This window comes from Nocardiopsis sp. CA-288880 (genome assembly GCF_050955985.1).
In the GTDB taxonomy this organism is placed as follows: domain Bacteria; phylum Actinomycetota; class Actinomycetes; order Streptosporangiales; family Streptosporangiaceae; genus Nocardiopsis; species Nocardiopsis tropica.
The window spans coordinates 5,728,533-5,751,568 of sequence record NZ_CP192105.1; the positions used below are offsets into that span (position 1 = coordinate 5,728,533).

General features: G+C 72.8%; 17 protein-coding genes. 2 read left to right on the top strand and 15 right to left on the bottom strand.

What is annotated here, in order from left to right; genetic code table 11:
• Nucleotides 1-215: 215 nt before the first annotated feature.
• The 3 genes from ACQPYD_RS24820 to dnaG all read right to left on the bottom strand — a co-directional run bounded on the left by ACQPYD_RS24820 (nt 216) and on the right by dnaG (nt 4,775).
• Nucleotides 216-1,547 carry a glycoside hydrolase family 18 protein gene (locus ACQPYD_RS24820; protein ID WP_433697915.1) on the bottom strand — a complete coding sequence of 444 codons (1,332 nt, stop codon included), beginning with the start codon at nt 1,545-1,547 and terminating at the stop codon, nt 216-218.
• A gap of 151 nt (nt 1,548-1,698) precedes the next feature.
• Nucleotides 1,699-2,802: an RNA polymerase sigma factor gene (gene rpoD, locus ACQPYD_RS24825; protein ID WP_433697916.1), complete on the bottom strand. Its 1,104-nt coding sequence runs from the start codon at nt 2,800-2,802 to the stop codon at nt 1,699-1,701.
• 86 nt (nt 2,803-2,888) lie between these two features.
• The gene (dnaG, locus tag ACQPYD_RS24830) at nt 2,889-4,775 is read right to left on the bottom strand and encodes a DNA primase (protein WP_267945934.1); all 1,887 of its coding nucleotides are present in this window, start codon (nt 4,773-4,775) and stop codon (nt 2,889-2,891) included.
• A gap of 159 nt (nt 4,776-4,934) precedes the next feature.
• On the opposite strand from dnaG, the gene ACQPYD_RS24835 reads away from it, so the two are divergent.
• Nucleotides 4,935-6,119, top strand: coding sequence for a hypothetical protein (locus ACQPYD_RS24835; RefSeq protein WP_433697917.1), 1,185 nt, complete (start codon nt 4,935-4,937; stop codon nt 6,117-6,119).
• Complete coding sequence (locus ACQPYD_RS24840) at nt 6,116-7,705, top strand: VWA domain-containing protein (protein WP_433697918.1); 1,590 nt, start codon at nt 6,116-6,118, stop codon at nt 7,703-7,705. Before ACQPYD_RS24835 ends, ACQPYD_RS24840 begins: the two co-directional genes overlap by 4 nt.
• Nucleotides 7,706-7,793: 88 nt before the next feature.
• On the opposite strand, the gene mmsB is transcribed toward ACQPYD_RS24840, so the two are convergent.
• From mmsB to ACQPYD_RS24900, 12 genes are all read right to left on the bottom strand, one after another.
• Nucleotides 7,794-9,077 carry a multiple monosaccharide ABC transporter permease gene (gene mmsB, locus ACQPYD_RS24845; RefSeq protein ID WP_433697919.1) on the bottom strand — a complete coding sequence of 428 codons (1,284 nt, stop codon included), beginning with the start codon at nt 9,075-9,077 and terminating at the stop codon, nt 7,794-7,796.
• Nucleotides 9,074-10,678: an ATP-binding cassette domain-containing protein gene (locus ACQPYD_RS24850; RefSeq protein ID WP_433697920.1), complete on the bottom strand. Its 1,605-nt coding sequence runs from the start codon at nt 10,676-10,678 to the stop codon at nt 9,074-9,076. Before ACQPYD_RS24850 ends, mmsB begins: the two co-directional genes overlap by 4 nt.
• Nucleotides 10,675-11,766: a multiple monosaccharide ABC transporter substrate-binding protein gene (chvE, locus tag ACQPYD_RS24855; RefSeq protein WP_433697921.1), complete on the bottom strand. Its 1,092-nt coding sequence runs from the start codon at nt 11,764-11,766 to the stop codon at nt 10,675-10,677. The genes ACQPYD_RS24850 and chvE overlap by 4 nt, the downstream gene beginning before the upstream one ends.
• A gap of 41 nt (nt 11,767-11,807) precedes the next feature.
• Nucleotides 11,808-13,331, bottom strand: a complete 1,524-nt coding sequence (locus tag ACQPYD_RS24860; RefSeq protein ID WP_433697922.1) for an alpha-N-arabinofuranosidase — start codon at nt 13,329-13,331, stop codon at nt 11,808-11,810.
• 22 nt (nt 13,332-13,353) lie between these two features.
• Complete coding sequence (locus ACQPYD_RS24865) at nt 13,354-14,271, bottom strand: carbohydrate ABC transporter permease (protein ID WP_433697923.1); 918 nt, start codon at nt 14,269-14,271, stop codon at nt 13,354-13,356.
• A gap of 4 nt (nt 14,272-14,275) precedes the next feature.
• The gene (locus tag ACQPYD_RS24870) at nt 14,276-15,199 is read right to left on the bottom strand and encodes a carbohydrate ABC transporter permease (protein WP_433697924.1); all 924 of its coding nucleotides are present in this window, start codon (nt 15,197-15,199) and stop codon (nt 14,276-14,278) included.
• A gap of 11 nt (nt 15,200-15,210) precedes the next feature.
• Nucleotides 15,211-16,551: an extracellular solute-binding protein gene (locus ACQPYD_RS24875; RefSeq protein WP_433697925.1), complete on the bottom strand. Its 1,341-nt coding sequence runs from the start codon at nt 16,549-16,551 to the stop codon at nt 15,211-15,213.
• Between the two features lie 82 nt (nt 16,552-16,633).
• Nucleotides 16,634-18,070, bottom strand: a complete 1,437-nt coding sequence (locus tag ACQPYD_RS24880; protein WP_433697926.1) for an L-fucose/L-arabinose isomerase family protein — start codon at nt 18,068-18,070, stop codon at nt 16,634-16,636.
• Between the two features lie 9 nt (nt 18,071-18,079).
• Nucleotides 18,080-18,772 (bottom strand): L-ribulose-5-phosphate 4-epimerase, encoded by a 693-nt coding sequence (locus ACQPYD_RS24885; RefSeq protein ID WP_433697927.1) that lies wholly within the window; start codon nt 18,770-18,772, stop codon nt 18,080-18,082.
• Nucleotides 18,769-20,490 (bottom strand): ribulokinase, encoded by a 1,722-nt coding sequence (gene araB, locus ACQPYD_RS24890; RefSeq protein WP_433697928.1) that lies wholly within the window; start codon nt 20,488-20,490, stop codon nt 18,769-18,771. The genes ACQPYD_RS24885 and araB overlap by 4 nt, the downstream gene beginning before the upstream one ends.
• A 41-nt stretch (nt 20,491-20,531) precedes the next feature.
• Complete coding sequence (locus ACQPYD_RS24895) at nt 20,532-21,548, bottom strand: LacI family DNA-binding transcriptional regulator (protein WP_433702127.1); 1,017 nt, start codon at nt 21,546-21,548, stop codon at nt 20,532-20,534.
• A gap of 201 nt (nt 21,549-21,749) precedes the next feature.
• Complete coding sequence (locus tag ACQPYD_RS24900) at nt 21,750-23,003, bottom strand: deoxyguanosinetriphosphate triphosphohydrolase (protein WP_433697929.1); 1,254 nt, start codon at nt 23,001-23,003, stop codon at nt 21,750-21,752.
• Nucleotides 23,004-23,036: the final 33 nt, after the last annotated feature.

Sequence of the window (23,036 nt, forward strand, 5' to 3'; positions counted from 1 at the left end):
GGGGCGCGGACGGCGGAGCGGAGCCCCAGGGAGCCGGGGCGGCACGCGGGCGACGGAGCGGAGCCCCAGGGAGCCGGGGCGGCACGCGGGCGACGGAGCGGAGCCCCAGGGAGCCGGGGCGGCACCCGGAGGGCAGGGCACGGCCCGGATGCGGGGCACGGCTCCGGGCGGGCGGCGGGCGCCCGCCGCGGCGGGGCCTTCGCCCGGGGCGGCGGTCAGCCCCCGAGCGACGCGTCCATGGCGCGCACCAGGGTGCCGTCGGGGTCCATGTCCAGGTTCCACACCATGAGCCCGCCCAGGCCCCGGTCGAGCACGTACTCGCCCTTGAGGGCGATCACGTCGGGGTTGTCGTAGGTCCACCACTCGTCGCCGTCGTGGACCCAGTAGGCGCCGGCCTCCTCGTCCAGGTGGCGGCGCCCCCCCAGTTCCTCCAGGTCGCCGAAGGCCATGGTGGGGCCGTCGTAGTGGTCGTCGGCGGGCCCCTCGGCGGACTGGCCGCGCCCTCCGTCCCGGTCGGAGCGCACGCCCTGCCAGCCCCGGCCGAAGGCGGGGACGCCCATCACCAGCTTCTCCGGCGGCGCCCCCGCGTCGAGGTAGCGCCGTATCGCGGCGTCGACGCTGTTGGCGTCCGGCTGGGAGGCGGGCGCGAACAGGTTCGAGTGGTGGGCGGTCCCGTCGCTCCACGGCCCGGCGAAGTCGTAGCCCTGCACGGTGGCGAAGTCCACCTGCCCGAAGATCGCGGGGTCGTAGGACGCGCTGGTCTCCGCCGCTCCGGACAGGGACACCGACAGGGTGTACTCCTCCCCCGTCTCCGCGGACAGCTCGTCGAGCCGGCGGCGGAACTCGGCGACCAGCAGGGTGAAGTTGGCGGCGTCGTCGGGGTGCTCGACGTTGTCCGGGTGCCCGGCACCCCCGGGCCACTCCCAGTCCAGGTCGATGCCGTCGAAGACCCCGGCGGCCACGCCGTCGCCCCCTTGGGGCTCGCCGCCGCGGACCGGGAGGTCGCCCCGCAGCCACAGGTCCACGCAGGAGGCCGCGAAGGCCTCGCGGGACTCCCGGGTGCGCGCCGCGACCGAGAAGTGGGTCGACCAGTTCCAGCCGCCCAGGGAGAGGCTGGCCCCCAGGTCCGGGTGGCGTTCGCGCAGCAGGCGCAGCTGGTTGAGTCCGCCCGCGAGCTCCTGCTCGTACTCGTCGGGCTCGCCGCTGACGCTCTCGTCCCCCTCGTACCTGCGCTGGTACAGCTCCCACGGCTGGTCGTGGGTGTCGGGGATGTGGCAGAGCCCCTCGGGGCTGATCGCCCCGAACGCCCACATGAGCCGGGTCAGGCGGTCGGCGGAGCCGCTGTCCTCGAACTCCTCGAGGGTGTATCCGCGGTTGGCCACGTTCCAGTCGGCGAAGTACCCGATGCGCTCGGGGTTCCTCGCGGTCGCGACGGTGAAGAGGCCCGTGACCAGTGCCCCGGCGGTGACGACGGCCCCCAGGGCGAGGAGCGGGGAGCGCCGCCCGGGGAGGTCCGGGGTGTTCGGCTGGTTCGGGGTGGCGGTCACCCCTCGACGTTAGGGGCCGGGGGCGGCGGGCACCGGAGGTTCGGCCCATGTCGGCCACATGAGGACGTTCCCGGCGCGGCGGGGAACCCTGGGGGCGGCCCGTGCGTTGGTCTTCGGGTCCGGGGTGGCGGGGGCGGGCGGCGCGCCGGGGTCAGTCGCCCGTGATGTAGTCGCGCAGGGTGCCGGCCCGGGAGGGGTGCCGGAGCTTGGCCAGGGTCTTGGCCTCGATCTGGCGGATGCGTTCGCGGGTCACCCCGAATTCGCGGCCGACCTCCTCCAGGGTGTGCGGGTGCCCGTCGGCCATCCCGAAGCGCAGCCGGATGATGCGCCGCTCCCGGTCGGACAGGTCGCCGAGGATGGCGTGCAGCTGCTCCTGGAGCAGGGTGAAGGCCGCCGCCTCGACCGGGACGACCGCGTCGGAGTCCTCTATGAAGTCACCGAAGTCGGACTCCTCGTCGCCGATCGGCGCCTGGAGCGACACGGGCTCCCGGGCGATGCGCTGGATCTCCAGGACCCGGTCCCCGACGCATCCGGCGGCCGAGGAGACCTCCGCAGTACTCGGTTCGCGCCCGAGCTGCTGGTGGAGCTGGTGCTGCACCCGGACGAGTTTGTTGATGGTCTCGACCATGTGGACGGGGATGCGGATCGTGCGCGCCTGGTCCGCTATGGCCCGGGTGATGGCCTGCCTGATCCACCACGTCGCGTAGGTGGAGAACTTGAACCCCTTGGCGTAGTCGAACTTCTCGACGGCGCGGATCAGGCCGAGGTTGCCCTCCTGGACGAGGTCGAGGAAGAGCAGGCCCCTCCCCATGTACCGCTTGGCGATCGACACGACCAGGCGGAGGTTGGATTCGATCAGGCGCCTCTTGGCCCGCCCTCCCTCCTCCACGAGGACGGCGAGCTCCTCCGGCGAGCACGCGCCGTCGGCGCACGACCGGCGCTGCGCGTACAGGCCGACCTCGACGGCCCTGGCGAGCTCGACCTCCTGCTCGGCGGTGAGCAGCGGCACCCGGCCGATCTCGCGCAGGTACAGGCGCACCAGGTCCGATCCTGAGCGGCGGGCGCCGTCGGGGGGCTGGGCGGCCTCGTCGGGGTCGGAGACCTCGATGCCGATCCGGGCGAGGTGGGCGACCGTCCGGTCCAGCGACTCCGGCGGCGCGTCCAGTCGCTCCAGGGCCGAGGCGACCTCGCTCCGGCTGACCGCCCCGCCACCGGTGTCGGGGAGCAGTCCGGCCACCTGGCGAATGGGTGGCATTTCGTTGGTCGCAACCGTGGGAGACACCATCCCATTGTGCCCTTCAGAGCACCGGAAAAGGGAGAACTACTATTGTCACCCCGGTGCTACATACCGTCCGCCAACTCGTCCTGGAAAGCACGTTTTTCCTGCTGGAGCGCCATGAGTTCGGTCAATACCCGCTGTTGTTCCTCAACCTGGGAACCCGATCCCAGGCGGGACAGCTCTGACCTCAGGTTTGACTCGCGCCGGTTGATGGAATGAGTTCTGATTGTGCTCAGCATTTGCCGCGCGTAATGCTCGTCGAGTTCTCCGTAGAACTCCACCTGCTCGACCGCCAGCCGGGTGAGGAAATCCCGCTGGGTCTCGTTGGGAGCGGCCTCCCGCAGGGCGCTCACCCACGCGGCGGGGTCGTGCGCGGCGGCCACTCCCCCCGCGGCGATGATGAGCTGGAGCACCGCCTTGTGCTGGGGGACGGTGAAGTCCTCGTCGGTGAACTTGTCGAAGCCGACGGCCAGGGACGGGTACTGGAGGGCGATCTTGAGCGCCTGGCGTTCGCGGAGCAGGGACTGGTCGTTCAGGTTGTACGGGGCGTCCTGCGCGTCGGGGGTGGGAACGGGGCGCGCCGCGGGCGCGGCCGTTCGCCCCTCCTGCGCGCCTCCCCGGCGGATGTGCTGGTTGACGCGGCGCAGCACGAAGGACTCGTCCAGGATGCCGAGCCAGCGGTCCAGGTTCGTGCCGTAGAGCCTGCGCACCCCGGCGTTGCGGATGCTGGCGACCACCGGCGCGGCGGCGTCCAGCGCGGCGATGCGGCCCTCGGGCGCGGAGAGGTCGTAGTCCTCGATGACCTTGCGGATCATGAACTCGTACAGGGGCGCGGGGTTGTCGACAAGGTCCGCCACCGCCTGGTCCCCGTGGCGGAGCCGCAGGTCGCAGGGGTCGAGCCCGTCGGGCTGGACGGCCACGAAGGTCTCGGAGGCGAAGCCGTGCTCCTCGGCGAAGGCGCGCACCGCGGCCTTCTGGCCGGCCGCGTCGCCGTCGAACGTGAACACCACCCGGCCGCCCTGGTTGGAGCGGCCCAGGAGCATGCGGCGCAGGATCTTGAGGTGGTCCTCGCCGAAGGAGGTGCCGCACGTGGCGACCGCGGTGGTCACACCGGCCAGGTGGCAGGCCATGACGTCGGTGTAGCCCTCGACGATGACCGCCTGGCTCTTCTGGGAGATGTCGCGTTTGGCCAGGTCGAGGCCGTACAGCAGCCGCCCCTTGTGGAAGATGGGGCTCTCCGGGGAGTTGAGGTACTTGGGCCCGTCCTCGGCCGGGTCGAGCTTGCGCGCGCCGAAGCCGACGACCTCCCCGGTGACCTCGCGGATGGGCCACAGCAGCCGGTTGCGGAAGCGGTCGTAGGCGCCCCGGCGCCCCTGGCTGGCCAGCCCGCCCTCGATCAGCTCCTGGTCGGTGAAGCCCTTGCGGCGCAGGTGCGAGGTGAGGTTCTCCCAGCCGGCGGGCGCGTAGCCCAGGCCGAAGTGCTCGGCGTGGACGCGGTTGAAGCCGCGCTCGTCGAGGAAGCGGCGGGCGGTGACGGCCCCGGCGGTGAGGAGCTGCTCGGCGAAGTACTCCGCGGCGGCGCGGTGCGCGTCGAGGAGGCGCTGCCGTTTGCCCGAGTCGTGCCGCGCCGTGCTGCGGCCGCCCTCCTCGTAGCGCAGGGTGACGCCGACCTGCCGGGCGAGGGACTCGACGGCCTCGGCGAAGCTGAGGCTGTCGATCTTCTGCAGGAAGGAGATGGTGTCCCCGCCCTCCCCGCAGCCGAAGCAGTACCAGAGGTTCTTGGAGGGGGTGACGTTGAAGGAGGGGGACTTCTCGTCGTGGAAGGGGCACAGCCCCTTCAGCGAGCCGCCTCCCGCGTTGCGGAGCTGGAGGTACTCGCCGATCACGTCCGCGATGGGCGCGCGTTCGCGTACGAGCGCGATGTCTTCGTCTCTGATCCGGCCTGCCACGGTCCCCAGGGTAGTTCTCCCCCGGGACGTTCCGACCGCCGTCCGGGGCGCCGCGGGTTCTCCCGCCGTCCACGCCCCTGACACCGGGGGGTCGGCTCCCCGCCGGTCGGGCCTGGGAGGGTGCGACCACCACCGGTCCAACCGAGGAGGGACGACGCGGTGCCTGGCATCCCCCACCGGCCCGGCCGCACCAGGACGTTGTTCGTCGTGGCCGCCGGAACAGTCATCGCGGCGCTGCTCGCGGCCATCGGCGCGGTCCTGGTCGACCGCGTCCTCGGGGACCGCCGGCCGGTCGAGGGGATCGTCGGGTCGGAGAAGGTGGCGTTCTTCGAGGACGAGCGCGTCGTGGAGAGGTTCGGCGAGCTGGGGTACGAGGTGCGGGTGCGCCCGCGCGGATCGCGCCTGCTGGCGGAGGAGCCCGGCGACGCGGACTTCGTCTCCCCCGGCTCCCGGCACCTGGCCGAGCGCGCCAGGGAGCTCAACGGGGCCACCGCCGAGTACCAGCCGTTCAGCACCCCGATGGTCCTCCTCGCCTACGAGCCGATGGTCCGGGCCCTGGAGGGGGCCGGGGTCGCCCGGCGGGCCGAGGACGGCGCGTGGGAGTTCGACATGGCGGCCTACCTGGAGCTGACGGAGGAGCGGACCCGCTGGCGCGACCTGCCCGGCGACTCGGTGAGCTCCAGCAACCGCAACGAGGTCCTGATCCGGACCACCGACCCGCGCACCTCCAACTCGGCCGCCATGTACGTGGCCGTCCTCTCCTACCTGCTCAACGGCGAGGAGGCCGTGTCCCCGGGCCCTGCGGACCGGGAGATCGTCGACACGCTCTCCCGGCTCTTCCTCGCCCAGGGCCAGCCCCCCGAGTCCTCGCAGCAGCCCTTCGAGCAGTTCCGGGACCTGGGCGCGGGCCACACGCCGCTGGTGTGGGTCTACGAGTCCCAGTACGTCCACGCCATGGTGGAGGGCCCCGCCCCGGCGGACGGCGCGGTGGTGCTCTACCCGGGGCCGACCGTGTACGCCGAGCACACCGTCGTCCCCCTCACCGGGGCGGGCGACGAGGTCGGGCGCCTGCTCACCGGGGACGCGGAGCTCCAGGCGCTGGCGGCCGGCCACGGGTTCCGCACCGAGGACACCCGGTACTTCCAGGACCTGGTGGACGAGCACGGCCTCCCCGTCCGCACACAGGTCGCCGACGTGGTCCACCCGCCCGCCTACGAGGCCCTGGAGGCCCTGCTGACCGGTATCGAGGACGCCTACACGAGCAGCGGGATGCGTCCGCCCGCGGACGACGGGGAGGACGCGGGCCGCGCCGGAGGAGGCGCGGCGGCGGGAGGGGCGGGATGAGGCACCCGACGGCTTCCGCGGCGGGCGCCGCGGCCCTGGCCCTGGTCCTGGCGGCCGGGGCGTGCACGGTCCCGGGCGGGTCCGCGGACACCCTGAGGGTGCTGGCGGGCAGCGAGATCGCCGACCTGGAACCCCTGCTGGAGGAGGTCTCCGAGCGGACCGGCGTGACGGTGGAGCTGGACTACACCGGCACCCTGGACGGACTCGCCCGGGTCGCCGGAGGCGACACCGACGGCTACGACGCCGTCTGGTTCGGCTCGAACCGCTACCTGCACCTGGACGGGGACGGCAGGACGGCCGTGCACACCGAGACCCCCGTCATGGTCTCCCCCGTGGTCCTGGGCGTGACCGGGTCGCGCGCGGACGAGCTGGGGTGGACCGGCGGCGCCGAGGTGACCTGGGCGGACGTGAGCAGGGCGGTCGCGGAGGAGGGTCTGACCTACGGGATGACCCACCCCGGCGCCTCCAACTCCGGCTTCTCGGCGCTGATCGGCGTGGCCTCGGCCCTGGCCGACACGGGCACCGCCCTGGAGAGCCGGGACGTGGAGCGGCTCCGCCCGGAGCTGGAGGAGTTCTTCGGGGGCCAGGAGGTCACCGCGGGCTCGTCCGGATGGCTGTCGGAGGCGTTCGAGCGGCGCGCCCGCGAGGGGCGGCCGGTGGACGGCCTGATCAACTACGAGTCGGTGCTGCTGTCGCTGAACGCCTCCGGCGCGCTGGAGGAGCCGCTCGCGCTGGTGCACCCCGCGGACGGCGCGGTGACGGCCGACTACCCGCTGACTCTGCTGGCGGACCCCTCGGAGGACGCCGTGTCCGCGTACGGGCGCCTGGTCGAGGACCTGCTGTCGGGCCCGACCCAGCAGCGGATCGCCGACGACACGTGGCGCCGCCCGGTCTCCCCGGACGCGGTGCCGCGGGCACAGGTCCCGCCCCTGGTGGAGCTGCCGTTCCCCGCCCACAGGCAGGTGGTGGACGACCTGGTCGCCGACTACGTCGGCGTCCTGCGCCGTCCGGCGCGCACCGTGTACGTGCTGGACGTGTCGGGGTCGATGGAGGGCGGGCGCATCCGTGAGCTGCGGTCGGCCCTGGTGGCCCTGACGGGGGCGGACGGCGGGTCCCTGGCCCGGCGGACGCAGGCGTTCCAGGAGCGGGAGGAGATCACGCTGCTGCCGTTCGCCACCGAGCCCGGCGAGCCCCGCACGTTCGTGATGGAGCCGGGGTCGGCGGACGCGGTCGCCGAGGACGTGGCGGAGGAGGTCCGGTCCCTGGAGGCCGACGGCGAGACGGCCACCTACGACGCGCTGCGGGAGGCGTACGCGCTGCTGGAGGGCGGTTCCGGCGACCACCTGACGTCAGTGGTGCTGATGACCGACGGCGAGGTGAACCTGGGCTCGGACCTGGAGGACTTCCGGCTCTCCCTGGAGGGGCTGTCGCCGGAGGCCGCGGCCGCGCCCGTCTTCACGGTGCTGTTCGGCGACTCGGACGAGTCGGAGATGTCGAGCGTCGCCGAGGTGACGGGCGGCCGGGTCTTCGACGCCCGCGAACAGGACCTCGAGCAGATCTTCCGGGAGATCCGCGGCTACCAGTAGGGCTCGCGGGGCGGCGTCCCCGGCCCCTGCCCGCGGCGGCCCGGCGGCGCCGTGCGGGGAAGCGGTCCGCTCCCCCGCACGGCGGTCCTCAGGGCCCCGCGCGGACACCTCCCTCCCCGGACGGGGACGGGTCGTCCGCCCTCGGGCCGGCTCCCCGGGCCGTCCCGCCCGGGGGCCTCACGTCGAGGGTGCGCCCCACGGTGACGCGGCGCTTGTTGTAGATGTCGAACGCCACCGCGAGCAGCAGCACCAGGCCCTTGATGAGCTGCTGCCAGTCCACGCCGAGGCCGATCAGCGACATGCCGTTGTTGAGCACGCCCATGACCAGGGCTCCGACCACGGCCCCGACGACGGTGCCCACGCCCCCGGCGGCGGACGCCCCGCCGATGAAGGCCGCGGCGATCGCGTCCAGCTCGAACATGGTCCCCGCGCCCGGTGTGGCCGCGTTGAGCCGTCCCGTGAACACGAGGCCGGCGAGGGCGGAGAGCACGCCCATGTTGACGAACACCCAGAACGCGGTGCGGCGCGTCCTGATCCCCGACAGCGCCGCGGCCTGCTCGCTGCCCCCGACGGCGTACACGCGGCGGCCGGCGGTCGTGGACCGCATGACGAACGAGTAGCCGGCGATGAGGGCGACCAGCAGCAGCCCCACCAGGGGGAGCCCGTTGTACTGGGCCAGCACGTAGGCGAACACCATGATGACCGCGGCGGTCACCGCCGAGACCAGCATCGTGACCGCGCGCGGCGCCGTGGGCAGCTCGTGCCTGAGGTCGCGCGCCCGCGAACGCCACTGGATCCACACCACGGCCGCGGCGCCGGCCGCGCCCAGCAGGAGGGTCGGCAGGTGCAGGCCCAGGACCTCGACGTCCGGCAGGAAGCCGCTCGCTATGTTCCGCAGCGAGGTGGGCAGCGGGGCGATGGACTCCCCGCCCAGCACGGCCAGGGTCGCCCCGCGGAAGACGAGCATCCCGGCGAGGGTCACGATGAACGCGGGCACGCGCACGTACGCGACCCAGAACCCCTGCCAGGCGCCGATGAGGGCGCCCAGGAGCAGTGCCGCGGGGACGACCACGACCGTGGGCAGCCCCCACGACGTGAGCATGATGGCCGAGACCGCGCCCGTGAACGCCACCACCGAGCCGACCGACAGGTCGATGTGCCCGGTGACGATGACCAGCATCATCCCGATCGCCAGGATCAGGATGTAGGAGTTCTGCATGATCAGGTTGGTGACGTTGAGCGGGGTCAGCAGCAGCCCCCCGGTGAGGATCTGGAACAGCACGATGATCGCCACCAGGGCGACGGCCATGCCGTACTGCCGCGCGTTCGCCCGCATCAGGGTCGTGGCGAGTGTCAACGGACGGGTGGTCATCGCGGGCTCCTCGGGTCGGACCGGTCCTGGTCGCCGGTCCGTGTCATGAGTCTCATGAGGGTCTCCTGGTCGGCCTCCTCGCCCGGGACCTCGCCGGTGATCCGGCCCTCGCACAGGGTGAGGATCCGGTCGCACATGCCGAGGAGCTCGGGGAGCTCCGAGGAGATGAACAGCACGCACGCGCCCTCGGCGGCGAGCCTGCGCACGATCAGGTAGATCTCGTACTTGGCCCCGACGTCGATGCCCCGGGTGGGCTCGTCGAGGATGAGCAGCTCGGGTCGCGTGAACAGCCACTTGCCGAGCACGACCTTCTGCTGGTTGCCGCCGCTGAGGGTGCGCACCGCCTGGGTGGTGCCGTGGCTGCGGACGCGCATCCGCTCGCTCATGCGCGCCGCCTCCACCGCCTCCAGCCCGGGGTCGAGGACCCCGCGGGAGGAGACCCGGTCCAGGGCCGCCATGGTGGTGTTGTGGCGGATGTCGTCGTCCAGGATGAGCCCGAGCGTCTTGCGGTCCTCGGGGACGTAGGCGACGCCGCCGCGGATCGCGGCGGCCACGGTGCCGGTGTCCAGCTCCTTCCCGTCCTTGGTCAGGCTGCCCCTGACACGGCGCCCGTAGGAGCGGCCGAACAGGTTCATGGCGAACTCGGTGCGCCCCGCGCCCATGAGCCCGGCGAGCCCGACGACCTCCCCGCGCCGCACGGTGAGGCCGACCCCGTCGACCATGAGCCGCCCCGGCTGGGTCGGGTGCGCCACCGTCCAGTCGCGGACCTCGAAGCGCGTCCCTCCGATCTCGCCGACCCGCTCGGGGTAGCGCTGGTCCAGGTCGCGGCCGACCATCCCCCGGATGATGCGGTCCTCGTCGACGGAGGGCGTCCCGTCCCCGCCCCGCTCCACGGCCAGGGTCTCCACGGCGCGGCCGTCCCTCAGGATGGTGATCTCGTCGCTGACCCGGACGACCTCGCCGAGCTTGTGCGAGATGAGGATGCAGGTCACCCCCTCGTCCCGGAGCCCGAGGAGCAGGTCCAGGAGCCGGTCGCTCTCCACCTCGGTCAGGGCGGAGGTCGGCTCATCGAGGATGAGCAGCCGCACCCGCTTGGCGAGCGCCTTGGCGATCTCCACGAGCTGCTGCGCGCCCACGCTGAGGGCCGACACCGGCGTGGTGGGGGCCTCGTCCAGGCCGACCCGCCGCAGGAGTGCGCGCGCCTCGGCGTGGGTGGCCCCCCAGTCGACGATGCCGCGCCGGGCCCTCTCGTGGCCGAGGAAGATGTTCTCCCCGACCGACAGCTGGGGGACGAGCGCCAGCTCCTGGTGGATGATGGCGATCCCGGCGCGCTCGCTGTCGGCGACCCCCGCGAAGGCGCAGGGGTCGCCGTCGACGAGGATCTCGCCGTCGTAGGAGCCCGCCGGGTGGACCCCGCTGAGCACCTTCATCAGCGTGGACTTCCCGGCGCCGTTCTCGCCCATGAGGGCGTGGACGCTCCCGTGTCCGACGCTCAGCGACACACCGTCCAGGGCGCGCACGCCGGGGAACTCCTTGCGGATGTCGCGCATCAGCAGCAGTGGCCTGCCGGTGGGGGCCGGTCGTGTCTGCGTCTCGCTCATTCGAGGTCGGACTCCTCGTAGTAGCCGCTGCCGACCAGTTCCTCCTCGTAGTTGTCGACGTCCACCGACACCGGCTCGAGCAGGAAGGCGGGGACCACCTTGACCCCGTTGTCGTAGCTCTCGGTGTCGTTGACCTCGACGTCCTCCTCGGCGAGGAGGGACTCGACCATGTCGACCGTCTGGGCGGCCAGGGCCCGGGTGTCCTTGAAGACGGTCTGGGTCTGCTCGCCCGCGATGATCGACTTGACCGAGGACACCTCGGCGTCCTGGCCGGTGATGACGGGCAGGGGCCTGTCCCCGCTCCCGTAGCCGACCGCCCTCAGGGACTCGATCACGCCGAGGCTGATGCCGTCGAAGGGCGACAGGACGGCGTCCACCTCCTCGTCGGAGTAGTGGGCGCTGAGCAGGTTGTCCATCCGGGCCTGGGCGACGGCGCCGTCCCAGCGCTCGGTGGAGATCTGGTTCATGGAGGTCTGCCCGCTGCGGACGACCAGCGTCTCGTCGTCGATGTAGGGCTGGAGCACGGCCATCGCGCCGTCGTTGAAGAAGAAGGAGTTGTTGTCGTTGAGCGGGCCGCCGAACAACTCGATGTCGAAGGGGCCCTCCTCGTTCTCCAGGTCGAGGGCGTCGACGATGTAGTCGCCCTGGAGCTCGCCGACCCGGAGGTTGTCGAAGGTGGCGTAGTAGTCGACGTGCTCGCTGTCGAGGATGAGGCGGTCGTAGGCGATCACGGGGATGTCGTTGTCCGCCGCCATGTCGAGGACGTCGCCCAGGGCGGCGCCGTCGATCGCGGCGATCACCAGGACGTCGACGCCCCGGGTGATCATGTTCTCGATCTGGGAGATCTGGTCCTGCACCACGTCCTCGGCGAACTGGAGGTCGGTGCCGAAGCCGCGCTCCTCGAACTCCTCGACCATGTTGGCGCCGTCGGCGATCCAGCGCTCCGACGACTGGGTGGGCATGGAGATGCCGATGGTTCCGGCCTCCCCCTCGGGGCGGGCGGCGTCCCCTACGCCGCCGCAGGCGGTGAGCAGGAGCGACGCCCCTATGACTGCCAGGGCCGGGAGGGCCCTCCGGTGGTCTCGCATGTACTTGTTCCTCTTTCCTTCCGGTGGGGGGTGGTCGCCGTTCAGCGGCGGCCGGTGGACAGGGTGACGATGGACCAGGAGACGGGGGGCAGCGTGAGGCCGAGCCGTCCGCCCTCCAGTCGCGCGTCCTTGGTGGGCGAGGGGGTGACCCGGTCGGGGTCGGCCATGCTGTTGGCCGCGTAGGCGTCGGCGTCGGCGAGGGTGAGCGCCGAGGTGACGACGGACGGGGCGAGCCCGCGCAGGTCGGCGTCGAGGGCGACCGGCCGGTCCACGGAGCGGTTGACGACGAACAGCGCGGTGGCGCCGGTCTCCTCGTCGTGGGTGACGGCGGCGTCGACCACGGGCACCCCGCCGTACCTGGCGGTGTCCTGGAGGGGCGCGGCGACCTCCGCGCGCAGCACCCGGCCGGAGGCGGACGCGGCGGTGAGCGCGAAGGGGTGGAAGACGGTCTGCCGCCAGGCCGGTCCGCCCGGCTCCGTCATGATCGGGGCGATGACGTTGGCGAGCTGCGCCTGGCTGGCGGCGGTGACGCGGTCGCTGTGCCGCAGGAGGCTGATGAGCATGTTGCCGACCACGACGGCGTCGGCGACGTTGTACCGGTCCTCGATGACGCGGGGGGCGGTCCTCCAGTCGTCGGCGGGCCGGTCCTCGGCCGGCTCCCGGTGGCGGCTCAGGTACCAGACGTTCCACTCGTCGAAGGAGAGCTGGATGCGCTTCGTGTCGCGCAGCCTGGCCCCGACGGCGTCGGCGGTGGAGGCGACCGAGTCGATGAAGTGGTCCATGTCGGCGACCGAGCCCAGGAAGCTGGCCAGGTCGCCGTCGTGCTCCTCGTAGTAGGTGTGCAGGGAGATGTGGTCGACCGCGTCGTAGGCCTCCTCCAGGACGGTGGCCTCCCACGCCCCGAAGGTCGCCATGCCCGAACCGGAGCTGCCGCACACGACGAGTTCGAGGTCGCGGTCCGCCATCCTCATGGCGCGGGCGACCTGCGCGGCCTTGCGCCCGTAGGAGCGGGCGTCCAGGTGGCCGATCTGCCAGGGCCCGTCCATCTCGTTGCCCAGGCACCACATGCGGATGTCGTGGGGGTCGGGGTGTCCGTGCTCGGCCCGCAGGTCGGACAGGTGCGTGCCGCCGGGGTGGTTGGCGTACTCCAGCAGGTCCAGGGCCTCCTGGAGCCCCCGGGTGCCGAGGTTGACCGCCATCATGGGTTCGATGCCGAGCCGTTTGCACCACGTCGCGAACTCGTTCAGCCCGAACTGGTTGGTCTCCAGGCTGTGCCAGGCGAGGTCGCGGCGGACGGGCCTGCGGTCCTTGGGGCCGACGCCGTCCTCCCACCGGTAGCCGGAGACGAAGTTGCCGCCGGGGTAGCGCACGGTGGTGACGCCCAGCTCGCGGACGAGGTCGGCGACGTCGCCGCGGAAGCCGTCCGCGTCGGCCGTGGGGTGGCCGGGTTCGTAGAGGCCGGTGTAGACGCAGCGGCCCATGTGCTCGACGAACGAGCCGAAGGTCCGTCGGTGGACCGGGGCGACGGTCTGGGCGGGGTCGGCGGTCAGGGAGGCGTGGAGCATGGGCTTCCTTCGGAGTGGGGGGTCATCCCTTGATCCCGGCACCGGCGACGCCGGTGACGATGTTCTTCTGGAAGAGCAGGAACACGAGGAGGAGTGGAACCGCTCCCAGGACGGCCGAGGCCATGACCTGGGCGTACTGCACCCCGTACTGCCCGGCGACGGTGCCGAGCCCCACGGGGAGCGTCATCATCTCCGGGTCGGTCGTCACGATGAACGGCCACAGGAAGTTGTTCCAGGCGCCGATGAAGGTGAAGATGCCGACCGCGGTGAGGACCGGTCGGGACAGGGGCAGGACGACGCTCCACAGGATGCGCGCCGCACCGGCCCCGTCCATCCGCGCCGCGTCCTCGTACTCGCGGGGGATGGCGTCGAAGAACCGCTTGAGGATGAACACGAACACCGGCGCGACCACCTGCGGCAGGGCGACGCCCCAGTAGGTGTCCACCAGGCCGAGCTGGGTCATCAGGACGAACTGCGGCACGATCAGGGTCTGCGGCGGGATGAGGACGCCCCCGATGACCAGCGCGAACAGCCACCCCCGGCCCCGGAAGTCGAACCGGCTGAACCCGTAGGCGGCCAGCACGCACAGGACCAGGGTGAGCACCGTGACGATCACGGTGGTCACGGTGGAGTTGACGGTCCAGCGGACGAGGTCGCCCCGGGCCAGCACCAGCCGGTAGGCCTCCAGCGTGGGCTCGGAGATCGACCAGGTGACCGGGAGGAGCGTCGTCTCCCCCTCGGGCTTGAGCGAGGTGTCGATCGCCCACAGCAGCGGGAGGAGCCAGGCGAGGGCCGCCAGGGCGGCGACCGTGTACAGGGCGGCGGAGCCGGCGGTGACGCGGGGGAGCCGCCTGCGGGGGGCGGGGCCGCGGGTGCGCGGGCGTTCGGCGGGGGGCCGGGCAGCGGAGGGCGGGACTGCGGGGGACCGGGCTGCGGCCATGGCGTCAGGCCTCCTTCCGGGAGAAGAGGCGGAACTGGGCGACGGAGGCCGCGATGACGATGACCATGAAGACGTAGGCCATCGACGAGGCCAGGCCGATGCGGAGCCCGACGAACCCGGAGTCGTAGATGTACTGGATGGCGGTGCGGGTGGCGAAGTTCGGGCCGCCCGACGTCATCAGGTAGATCTGCTCGAACACGCGGAGCGACCCGATCAGCTGGAGGACCGTGATCAGGGCGGTGGTGCGCGCCAGCAGCGGGAGCGTGATGCGGCCGATCCGCTGCCAGGCCCCGGCCCCGTCGATGGCCGCCGCCTCGTAGACGTCCCCCGGGATCGACTGCATGGCGGCCAGGTAGAGCAGGTAGTTGAACCCGACCTGCCACCAGGCGGTGGCGACGACCACGGAGACCATCGCGGTGCCCTCGCCGAAGAGCCACTCGGGACCCTCCACGCCGATCCGGCCCAGCATGCCGTTGAACAGGCCGAGGCTGGGGTTGTACATCCAGCCCCAGATGAGCGTCATGACCGCGACCGGGAGCACGAACGGGGCGAAGAAGCCGAACCGCAGGAACCAGCCCAGTTTGCGGGCGTGGTCGGTCAGCAGGGCCAGGGCGAGGGCGAGCGCCACCATCAGCGGCACGCTGAGCACGGTGAAGACCAGCGTGTTCCACAGCGACTCCCACATCGCGGGGTCGGTGAGGCTCTCGGCCCAGTTCTCCAGGCCGACGAAGGAGGTCGGCCCGCCGGCCAGGCTGCGGTCGGTGAAGGTGTAGCCGAACCCGAGGATCGCGGGCCAGAGCAGGAACACCAGGTAGAAGGCGAGGAAGGGCAGTACGAACCAGAGCCCGGTCCGGACGGCGGGTCGGCGCCGCACGTCGGGGAGGTCCGTCCGGCCGCCCGGCGGGGTCGCCGGGGCACGAGTGGTCACGGAGCTCCTCCCTAGACCGGTGAGGGGACGGCGATCAGGGTGCGGATGGCCTCCTTGAGCTGGTCCAGGGCCTGTTCGGGGGTCTGTGTGCCCTGGTGGAGGGTGGTCAGCGGGCCGGTGGCCTCCTCCTGGAGGCGCCCGGCCGAACCGCTGAACCAGGCCTGCGGCTCGAACTGGACGTTCTCGGCGGCCTCGGCGTACTCCGACTGCGGGTGCAGGGCGTCGTAGTCGTCGCTCTCCACCACCGGCAGGTAGGCGGGGATGTGTCCTCCGGCCGCCCAGGTGATGCTGTGGCGCAGCATCCAGGCGGCGTACCCGACGGCGGCGCGGGTGCGCTCGGGATCCCTGTCGCGCTGGTGGGGGAACACGTAGCAGTGCGAGTCGCCGCGGGTCCGGTTGTTGCCGAACACCGCCGGGAACTGGGTCGCGGTGAACTCCGTGCCGGCGGCCTCCAGGGTGGGGATCTCCCAGTTGCCGTGGATCATCAGCCCGGCCCGGCCGTTGGCGAGGTTGGCCGCCGTGTCGGCGAGCATGGAGTGCCTCGGCGACAGCCCCTCCTCGGAGAGCCGGTACATGACCTCCATGGCGGCCAGCGCCTTGTCGTCGTCCAGCTCGAAGTCGTCCTCGCCGATGACGAGGTCGCCGTCCTGCTGGCGGTAGAGCGCCCAGAAGTTGGGCCAGGGGGCCCAGGTGTCGACGGACAGGCCGTACTCCCCGGTGGCGCCCCGGATCTCGCGGAGCAGGTCGAGGTAGCCGTCCAGCCCGGAGACCTCGACGAGCCGCTCGTCGGCGTCGAGCACGCCCGCCCGGCGGCACACGTCGAGGTTGACGAACTGGACGAGCACGTGGGTGTCGATGGGGATCGCGTACAGCTCCCCGTCGAAGAAGCACTTCTCCCAGATCCGCGGGAGCACCACCGTGTCGTCGATCCCCGCCTCCGCGAGCGCCACGGGGTCGATCGGGTCGAGGAGCCGCCCGGGCGCCAGGCTCTCCAGCCGGGACACGTGCACGGTGGCGATGTCCGCGCCGCGCCCTCCCGCCGCGCCCATCGCGACCTTGGTGTAGAAGGGGGAGCCCCACGTGAAGGTGGTGGCCCGGAAGTCGACGCCGGGGTGCTCGCGCCCGTAGGCGTCGTGCATCTCGATCATCCGCATGCCGTCCCCGCCCGCGAACAGGTTCCACTGGCGCAGGCGGGTCCTGCCGGAGAGCAGGGCCGGGGAGGGGCCGCACCCGGCGGCGGCCAGGCCCGCGGCGGCGAGGGCTCCGGCGGCGAAGGCCCGGCGGCCGGGGCCGCGCGGGACCGGGGCCGGGCGTTCGGGGGGAACGGGGGGTTCGGGGGGTCGGACGCGCATGGTGTTCTCCTTGCGCCGGGGGGTGGGGAGGGCCCGCGGGCCCTCCCCGGGGAGCGGGCGCCTCGGCGCCGCGGGTTCCGGGTCAGACCCGGACGTACTCGATGCCGGCGAGCGAGCAGAGGACCTTCCAGTCCTCGGCCCTCGCGCCGGTGTTCATGACCATGTGGTGGGTGCCGCCGGACCTGAGCCAGGCGTCCATGCACGACCGCACGCCCGTCTCGGGGCGGAACTGTCCGTAGGGCATCTCCAGCGACGGCAGCCCGGGCGCGTCGATCACCTCGCCCTCCGCGACCACCAGGCGGAAGTCCTCGCCGCCGAGGAAGACCAGGGAGGCGAGGGTCGCGGGGCCCGGCCGGTAGCGGAAGACGATGGTGGGCGGGTCGTCGAGGCCGCCGATCCCCAAGGGGCGCTTGATCAGCCGGACGGGCTCGTCCTCGCGCGCGATCCGCCAGTTCCCCTCGCCCATGTGGCTCATGAGGATGGAGTCGCTGGGGAAGTCCATGGCGTACATCTCGGTGAAGTGGCCGTCCCCGGCGAGCTGGTGCCCGGCGTAGACGATCGAGGCGGCCAGCACGTCGCCCTCGCCGGCGAACCCGTACCCCTTGGCCATCAGGGTGGAGGCCGCGGCCATCGGCAGCCTCGCGAAGCGGCCGTCCTCGCCGATGGCGTCGAAGTGGGTGGAGTAGGCGCCGGCCCCCCGCTCCTCCAGCAGCCTCTCGATGCCCAGCTGCATGCGGGCGTGGTCCTCGCGCTCCTCCTTCGAGAGGCGCCCGTCCACCTCGAAGACCCCGTCCTCCCAGGCCATGAGGTCCGCGACCTCCTCCCCCGGGAGGTCGGCCATCGTCCGGTGGAGGGAGCCCGGCGCGATGACCTCGACCTCCGGCCCGAGCTTGCGCAGCAGCGAGCTCTCGTCCACCCGGGCGTCGCCCATGCCGTTCATGGGATAGCCGAACACGCCGACCCGGAGACCGCGCAGCGCCGTGACCGCGCGGGCCGCCCTGGCCCAGCGGTCGATCCTCCCGGCGAACTCGGGGCTCTGCCACTCGCCGGTGACGACCTCGAAGGGGAGCCCCGCGCGCACCATCGCGTTGGCGGTGTCCTGGGCGCCGTGGATGCCCTGGTTGTAGGTCATGTCGTCCATGTCCCAGGACGGGGAGACCGCGGGGTCGGGCTGGATGTTGGCCAGGGCGATCGGCAGCCGGGCCCCGCCGAACATGCGGGTGACGCGGAGGGAGGGCCCGTAGGTGAGCATGACCACGAGGACCCCGTCGAGGTCCGCGTCCTCGAACGCGCGCATCGCGCGCTCCGCGTCCGCGCGTCCGCGCACCGGAGGGGCCACGGTCCACTCGGCGACGCCGGAGAGCTTCTCGGCGACCCGGCCCGCGTAGGCGGCCTGGTGCTCGGTGATGCCGGGGATCATGTCGTCGTAGAGGGGCTGCATGATGCCGAGGAGGCCGATACGGGGCGCACGGGTCCCGACGGGCGCGTGGGCGGTGGCCGGGGGCGTGGGGAGGGGCACGATCGTTCCTTACTGGCCGTAGACGTTCTGGTACCGGTCGTGGAGCGCGTCGATGTGCTCCTGGGGCAGGCGTTCGAGGGGGCCGCCCTGGCGGGCGATGTGGACGGTGCGCGCGACGTCCTCGCACATCACCGCGGCCTTGACCGCGGCGCGGGCGGAGGCGCCGACGGTGAACACGCCGTGGCCGCGCATGAGGACGGCCGGGGAGCGGTGGCCCCGGAGGGTGGCGACCACCGCCTTGCCGATCTCGTCGCCGCCGATGAGGGCGAACGGTCCCACGGGGATGTCGCCGCCGAACTCGTCGGCCATCGCCGTGATGACGCACGGGATGGACTCCCCCCGTGCGGCCCAGGCCGTCGCGTACGCGCTGTGGGTGTGCGCGACCCCGCCCACGTCGGGGCGCGCGCGGTAGACGTGGGCGTGGGAGGCGGTGTCGCTGGACGGGGACCGGCCCCCCTCGACCACCCGGCCGTCCAGGTCGCAGACGACCATGTCGGCGGGGGCCAGGTCGTCGTAGGAGACCCCGCTGGGCTTGATCACCATGAGGTCGGCGCCGGGGACGCGGGCGGAGACGTTGCCGCTGGTCCAGGTGACCAGTTTCCAGCGGGGCAGTTCGGCGTGCAGCGCGCACAGGTGCTCGCGCAGGCGCTCCACCTCCGCCCAGTGCTCCTCGGGGACGGTGCGGGCCGTGTCGGCGGTCATCGTGTTCCCTCCTCGGTGCCGTTCCCCGCGGTGGCCAGGGTGGCGTTGCGGATGGCCCGGAGGCGGCGCAGGCTCTGGCTACCGCCCCGGCCGAAGTGGTCGTGGAGCTCGGTGTAGACCTCGAAGAGGTCGTCGTAGGCCGCCGCCCTCGCGGGGTCGGGGTCGACGGTCTCCTCCCGGACCCGGCCCATGGCGGCCGACGCCGCGTGGATGTCGGGGTGGGCGCCGGCCGCGACGGCCGCGTGGATGGCGGACCCCACGGCGCAGCTGTACTCGGAGGCGACCAGCCTGATCGGGCGGTCGAGCACGTCGGCGTAGACCTGGAGCACGAACGGGTTGCGGACCATGCCGCCGCCCACCGTGAAGTCCTCGACCGGGACCCCGGCGGCCTCGAAGGCCCCGATGATCGTGCGCGTGCCGAAGGCCGTGGCCTCGACCAGGGCCCGGTAGACCTCCTCCGGCCTGGTGGCCAGGGTCATCCCGACGAGCACGCCGGACAGGTCGTGGTCGACCAGGACCGAGCGGTTGCCGCTGTGCCAGTCCAGGGCGACGAGGCCGTGGCCCCCGACAGGAGCCCCCGAGGCCCGCTCGGAGAGCAGGTCGTGGACGGAGAGGCCCCGTTCGCGGGCCTCCTCGTGGTAGTCGGGCGGCACGAGGGAGTCGGCGAACCAGGCGAAGATGTCGCCGACGCCGCTCTGGCCCGCCTCGTAGCCCCAGGCGCCGGGGGTGATGCCGCCGAGCGCCAGCCCGCACATGCCGGGGACCTCGGCGAGGACGTCGGAGTTCATGACGTGGCAGGTGCTGGTGCCCATGATGGCGAGCATCCGGCCGTTGCCGGTCGTCCGGGCCGTGGCCGCGGTGACGTGCGCGTCGATGTTGCCGACCGCGACGGGCAGCCCCTCGGGCAGGCCCGTCCAGGCCGCGGCCCGGGCGGTGAGGCCGCCCGCGCGCCCGCCCAGCTGGGAGAGGGGGTGGGCGAGCTTGTCCCGGACGAAGCCGGCGAAGCGCGGGTCGAGGGCGGCCAGGAACTCCGCGGAGGGCCAGGCGCCGTCCTGGTGGATGCCCTTGTACCCGGCGGTGGCGACGTTGCGGGTCTCGCGTCCGCACAGCTCCCAGACGATCCAGTCGGCGGCCTCGATCCAGCGGTCGGCGCGCGCGTACGCCTCGGGGTCCTCCCGCAGGACCTGGAGCGCCTTGGCGAACTGCCACTCCGAGGAGATCCGGCCGCCGTAGCGGGCGAGCCACGACTCCCCCCGCTTCTCGGCGAGGGCGTTGATCTCGTCCGCCTCCGGCTGGGCGGCGTGGTGGCGCCACAGCTTGGGCCACGCGTGCGGGCGCCCCGCGAGGTCGGGGAGCTCGCACAGCGGGGTCCCGTCCGCGGTCACGGGCAGGACCGTGCAGGAGGTGAAGTCGGTGCCGATGCCGACCACCTGCCCGGGGTCGGCGCCGGAGACGCGCAGCGCCTCCGGCACGGCCGTGCGCAGGACCTCGCGGTAGTCCTCGGGGCACTGGAGCGCGGTCTCGGGTGCCAGCGTCCCGGAGGAGGCGGGCAGGTGCTCCGTGATGACGCCGTGCCGGTAGGCGTGGGCGGCGGAGCCGAGTTCGGCCCCGTCGGCCACCCGGACGACGACGGCCCGGCCGGAGAGGGTCCCGAAGTCGACGCCGATGACGACCGCGTCGGGGGACGGCTTGTTGTTAGCGTTAACATTCTCGCGCACAGGGGGGTTCCTTCCGTGGAGGAGGCGCGTGGGACGGGCGGTCAGGGGGGAGGCGGCCCGCTGCTGCCCCGCTGCCTCAGTTCCGCCGGGACCACGCGTCTCCCGGCCCCGGCGGGGCCGGCCGAGCCGGTGCGGCCCGCCCCGATCTCACCGAGGAGCAGCGCCAGGCTCTCCCGGCCGACCTGGGCGAAGTCCTGGTACACGGTGGACAGGGACGGCGTGAGGTACTCCGCCTCGGGGATGTCGTCGAAGCCGACGACGCTGACGTCGCCCGGCACGCCCAGCCCCGCCTCGTGCAGGGCGCGCAGGACCCCTATGGCCATCTGGTCGTTGCCCACGAAGATCGCGGTCACCCGCTCCCCCGCGGCCCGGCGCCCCACCAGGGCGCGGCCGAGGTCGTATCCGGACCGGGGGCTCCAGTCGCCCTGGAGCGGTTCCGGGACCGGCGCGCCCGCCTCCTCCAGGGCCCGGCGCCATCCGAACGCGCGGGCCTCGGACTCCAGCCAGAGCGGGTCCCCCTCGATGTGGTGGACCGTGTGGTGGCCGAGCGCCAGGAGGTGGCGGACGGCCTCCCCGGCCCCCTGGACCTGGTCGACGCAGACGACCGGGAGGCCGGAGCCCTCGCCGCCCTCGACGGCGACCAGCGGCAGGGACCCGGGCAGCGAGGCGAGGGCGTCGACCAGACCCCTCTGCGGGGCGATGGCGATGCACCCCTCGACGGACTGCTGGATCAGGAAGTCGGCCGCGGCGACGACGCCGGCCGGCGACACGTCGTCGAGGCTGACCATGCTCAGGAAGTAGCCGGCCTCGCGCGCGGCCCGCTCGATCCCCGCCAGGGTCTGCGCCGGGCCGAAGAGGGTGGTGTCGAAGGCGAGGACGCCGAGCACGTTGGTGCGGCGGGTGACCAGGGCCCGCGCCGTGGAGTTGCGGTGGTAGCCGAGTTCGTCGATCGCCCTCTGCACCCGCAGGACGGTCTCCTGGCGGACGTTGGGGTGGCCGTTGATGACGCGGGACACCGTCTGGTGGGAGACACCGGCCAGTCTGGCGACGTCCGCCATGACGGGGGTGCGGCCACCGGGGGGGTTCACCTGAACGACACCTCCGGGAATCTCAGGGGAAATGTGACGCGGACAACATTGTTAGCGTTAACATACGAGGCGTCAACCCCCCTGCCCGACCGAATCGTCGGCGATGCCCCCGTCGGGAGCCCGCGGCCCTTCCGCCCCGGAGGCCCCCGGGGTCCCGGGACCCCTCTCCCGTCAGCCCACCAGACGGGCGTGCAGCGCCGTCGCGGAGGTGTCGGTGAGCGAGGCGACCTGGTCGACGACCACGCGCAGCGCGGCCGCATCGCCGGGCGCCTCGGTGAAGGCCGCGCGGAACTGCGGGTCGAGGCCGTCGGGGGCGCTCTTCCGGAGCGCGCCGACGAGCTCGGTGATGAGGCGGCGCTCCTCCGCCTGGTAGGCGATGGCCTCGACGCGGGACATCACGAAGTGGGCGGCGACCGCCTTGAGCAGCGCGCACTCCAGGAGGGCCCGGCGGGGCACGACCAGGTCGGCGCCGTAGCGCGTGAGCCGCCCCTGGCCGTGGGCGGCGCGGGTGGCGTGCTCGGCCGCCCGGCAGAAGCGGCCGATGAGTTCGCTGGTGAGGTTCTTGAGGGCGGCGAGCGAGGCGAGGTCCCCGGTGAACTCGCTCGGCCACACGGGCGCCGCGAGGAGTTCGGCGAACACGTGGTGCAGCTCGGCGGGGTCGGCGTCGCAGTAGTAGGCCGCGGCGATCCGGACGACCTCGGCGCGCTCGTCGGTACCGTGCAGGGCGGCCATGTCGACGAGCCCGGCGTGCAGGGCGTCCTCGACGTCGTGGACGGAGTAGGCCACGTCGTCGGCCCAGTCCATGACCTGCGCCTCGAAGCAGGTGCGGCCTGCGGGCGCCCCCCGGCGCAGCCAGGCGAAGGTCTCCGTGTCGTCGGGGTAGCAGTTGAACTTGTGGGTGTCGGGCCCCTCGCCCCGGAGCCACGGGTACTTGACGGTGGCGTCCAGGGTGGCGCGGGTGAGGTTGAGCCCCGCGCTGCGCCCGTCCGGGTCGATGACCTTGCCCTCCAGCCGGATGAGCAGGCGCAGGCTCTGGGCGTTGCCCTCGAACCCGCCGCAGGCGGCCGCGGCCTCGTCCAGGGCCCGTTCGCCGTTGTGCCCGAACGGGGGGTGCCCGAGGTCGTGGGAGAGGCAGGCCGCCTCGACCAGGTCCGGGTCGCAGCCCAGTGCCTGGCCGAGTTCGCGGCCGATCTGCGCGCACTCCAGCGAGTGGGTGAGGCGGGTGCGCGGGAAGTCGCTCACCCCCGGCTGGACCACCTGGGTCTTGGCGGCCAGGCGCCGCAGGGCGGCGCTGTGCAGCACTCTGGCCCGGTCGCGCTCGAAAGGACCGCGGGCCCGGTTCTTCCGGTTCTCGCGCGCCTTGCGCTCGGTGTCCGCCGACGTGTAGCCGTCGGCTCCGCTCTCGCCCCGGGGGTGGTTCGTCATCGTGTGCGACCCTACTTCCCAGCAGGGACCAAA

Coding starts and splice junctions, on each gene's coding strand:
- ACQPYD_RS24860 (WP_433697922.1), bottom strand. CDS start 13,331: ATGCTCCACGCCTCCCTGACCGCCGACCCCGCCCAGACCGTCGCCCCG.
- ACQPYD_RS24865 (WP_433697923.1), bottom strand. CDS start 14,271: ATGGCCGCAGCCCGGTCCCCCGCAGTCCCGCCCTCCGCTGCCCGGCCC.
- mmsB (WP_433697919.1), bottom strand. CDS start 9,077: ATGACCACCCGTCCGTTGACACTCGCCACGACCCTGATGCGGGCGAAC.
- ACQPYD_RS24885 (WP_433697927.1), bottom strand. CDS start 18,772: ATGACCGCCGACACGGCCCGCACCGTCCCCGAGGAGCACTGGGCGGAG.
- rpoD (WP_433697916.1), bottom strand. CDS start 2,802: ATGCCACCCATTCGCCAGGTGGCCGGACTGCTCCCCGACACCGGTGGC.
- ACQPYD_RS24895 (WP_433702127.1), bottom strand. CDS start 21,548: ATGGCGGACGTCGCCAGACTGGCCGGTGTCTCCCACCAGACGGTGTCC.
- ACQPYD_RS24850 (WP_433697920.1), bottom strand. CDS start 10,678: ATGAGCGAGACGCAGACACGACCGGCCCCCACCGGCAGGCCACTGCTG.
- ACQPYD_RS24875 (WP_433697925.1), bottom strand. CDS start 16,551: ATGCGCGTCCGACCCCCCGAACCCCCCGTTCCCCCCGAACGCCCGGCC.
- chvE (WP_433697921.1), bottom strand. CDS start 11,766: ATGCGAGACCACCGGAGGGCCCTCCCGGCCCTGGCAGTCATAGGGGCG.
- ACQPYD_RS24900 (WP_433697929.1), bottom strand. CDS start 23,003: ATGACGAACCACCCCCGGGGCGAGAGCGGAGCCGACGGCTACACGTCG.
- ACQPYD_RS24840 (WP_433697918.1), top strand. CDS start 6,116: ATGAGGCACCCGACGGCTTCCGCGGCGGGCGCCGCGGCCCTGGCCCTG.